The 2,431-nt window shown below is 73.0% G+C and carries 3 protein-coding genes; 1 reads left to right on the top strand and 2 read right to left on the bottom strand.

Annotation, left to right across the window (positions count from 1 at the left end; genetic code table 11):
• A partial coding sequence (locus tag ACFVZW_RS36990; RefSeq protein ID WP_383563872.1) for a hypothetical protein occupies positions 1-98 on the bottom strand: 98 nt, incomplete at its 3' end.
• Positions 98-781, bottom strand: a complete 684-nt coding sequence (ureA, locus tag ACFVZW_RS36985; protein ID WP_384530983.1) for an urease subunit gamma — start codon at positions 779-781, stop codon at positions 98-100. The genes ACFVZW_RS36990 and ureA, both read right to left, overlap by 1 nt.
• Before the next feature lie 163 nt (positions 782-944).
• Between ureA and ACFVZW_RS36980 the strand changes: the two genes are divergently transcribed.
• The gene (locus ACFVZW_RS36980; protein WP_384530981.1) at positions 945-2,372 is read left to right on the top strand and encodes a cytosine permease; all 1,428 of its coding nucleotides are present in this window, start codon (positions 945-947) and stop codon (positions 2,370-2,372) included.
• Positions 2,373-2,431 lie beyond the last annotated feature (59 nt).

The raw sequence follows: 2,431 nt of genomic DNA, 5'->3' as shown, positions 1-2,431 counted from the left end.
GAGTCCGACTCCACCCGGACCACCAGACCGGAGTCACCCAGGACGACCCGGTCGCCCGCCCGGGGACCGTGCACCGACGCGTACTCGTACGGGTCCATCACGCCTCAACTCCCAGGTAGCCGCAGGCCGCGGCGCGTCGCAGGGCCTCTTCCTTCGCGCCCGGCGCGTCCAGCGGGCCGTCGACCAGACCGGCGAAGCCGATGGCGACGCGCGCGCCCCCGAGGGGGACCAGGCCGACCTCGGCCTCGCCGCCGGGATCGAAGCGGAACGACGCTCCGGCGGGGATCGCCAGCCGCATTCCGTAGGCGGCGGCCCGGTCGAAGTCGAGGCGCGGGTTGGCCTCGAAGAAGTGGAAGTGGGAGGTGACGCTGACCGGGACCGTCGCGGTGTTGCGGACGCCCACGGTCAGGGCGGGCGACGGCTCGGCCTCGGTGGGACCCGGCAGCAGGGCGCCCGGCGCGCCTTCACCGAGCTTCCCGCCGCCGATCGGGTCGGAGACGACCGCGAGCCGCGAGCCGTCGTCGAAAACGGCCTCGACATGCACTTCGGTGACGACATCGGCCACACCCGGCAGGACGTCGTCCGGGCCGAGCACGGACCGGGCGGCGGCGATCGCCTCGGCGAGCCGTAGGCCGTCGCGAGCCGCCTCGCAGACGGTGTCCGCGATGAGGGCGGTCGCCTCCGGCACATTGAGCCGCAGGCCCCGCGCCCGGCGTGCCCGGGCGAGCTCGGCGGCGCCGAAGAGCAGCAGCCGGTCGCGTTCCGTGGGGGTCAGTCGCACGTCAGAAACACCTCCTGTTTGAACGACACTCTAAACGCTGAAACCTTCACAACCAAGCATTGACGTGGTGCACTGGCGTGGGCCACATTGAGCGCCGCTCTAATTCACCTTGATGTGCCGCCCCCCTCCCCACCCCGCCCCCTCTTCCCCGCAGGGAGTACCCATGCCGATAGAACAGCGCGGTGTCGACACCATCCCCGAGGCGGAACGCACCAGCGGACCGCGGGACCTCCTGTCGATCCTGCTCGGCTCGAACCTCTGCCTGGGCGTGATCGTCTTCGGCTGGCTGCCGGTCTCCTTCGGCCTCGGGCTGTGGGCCTCGGTGACCTCCGTGCTCGTCGGCACGGTGGTCGGTGTGGCCGTGACCGCACCGCTCGCGCTCGTCTCGCTGCGCACCGCGACGAACCTCTCCACCTCCAGCGGCGCCTTCTTCGGCGTACGCGGGCGGCTCGTCGGCTCGGTGGTCGGACTGCTGCTCTCCCTGGGCTACACCGCGCTGACGCTGTGGATCGGCGGCGACGTGGTCGTCGGGACGCTCGCCCGGCTGATCGGACTGCCGACCGGCGGCGCAGCGCACACAGTGGTGTACGCGGTCCTGGCCGCCTTCACGGTCGTCGCCGCGGTGTACGGCTACAAGCTGCTGCTCCGGCTCAGCAAGGCGCTCGCGGTCGGCATGACCCTGCTCCTCGCGCTCGGCCTGGTCGCCTACGCGGGCGACGTCACCACGGCCGCCGTGCCCGAGACCCCCTACCTGCTCGGCTCGTTCTGGCCCACCTGGGTGCTCTCCGCCGTCGCCGCCGGACTCAGCGGCCCGGTCGCCTTCATCACCCTGCTCGGCGACTACACCCGCTACATCTCCCCCGCGAAGCACAGCTCGAAGACCGTCTGGCGGACCACCTGTCTGGGCCTGCTCGCCGGACTCCTGATCCCGCAGCTCTTCGGCACGTACACGGCGCTGGCGGCGCGCGGCGGCGCCGACTACGCGGGCCCCCTCGTCGCCGCCTCGCCCGTCTGGTACCTGGTGCCCCTGCTCCTCGCGGCGACCGCCGGCTCGGTCGGCAACGCGGGTCTGATGCTGTACTCGATGGGCCTCGACCTGGACGCGATCCTGCCGCGCGCCACCCGGGCGCGGGCCACGCTGGTGGTGGCTGCGGTGGCCACCGCCTTCGTCTTCCTCGGCCACTTCGCGTCGGACGCGCAGACCGCGATGACGTCGTTCGTGCTGCTGCTGACGGCGATCGGCACGCCCTGGGCGGTGATCACGCTCATCGGCCACGCACGGTGCCGCGGTGCGTACGACCCGGAGGCGCTCCAGGTCTACAACCGCCGGGCGCGCGGTGGCATCTACTGGTTCCGGGCCGGCTGGCACCCGCGGGCCACGGCGTCCTGGGCGCTGGGCGCGGCCGTGGGGCTCGCGTCCGTCTCCACCCCGCTGTACGAGGGGCCGCTGCTCGCCCTGACGGGCGGGATCGACTGCAGCTTCGTACTGTCCGGCCTGGTCGGCGGCGCGGTGTACGCGATCCTGACGCCGGGCACGGCGCCGAAGGCCGTGACTGAGGCGGCGACGGCGGCCGAAGCCGCCGCCGTCTGACGGGTTCCCCCGGGGAGTCCGGAACGCGCGAACGGCCCCGGGGCGGTGTGCCCCGGGGC

This window comes from Streptomyces sp. NPDC059567, from assembly GCF_042735655.1.
Lineage (GTDB): Bacteria > Actinomycetota > Actinomycetes > Streptomycetales > Streptomycetaceae > Streptomyces.
The sequence above is the reverse complement of the archived record's forward strand: the minus strand, read 5'-3'. Positions and strand labels throughout refer to the sequence as shown.

Bases quoted from the DNA above. Each gene is read 5' to 3' on its own strand.
- ACFVZW_RS36980 (WP_384530981.1), top strand. From the start codon at position 945: ATGCCGATAGAACAGCGCGGTGTCGACACCATCCCCGAGGCGGAACGC.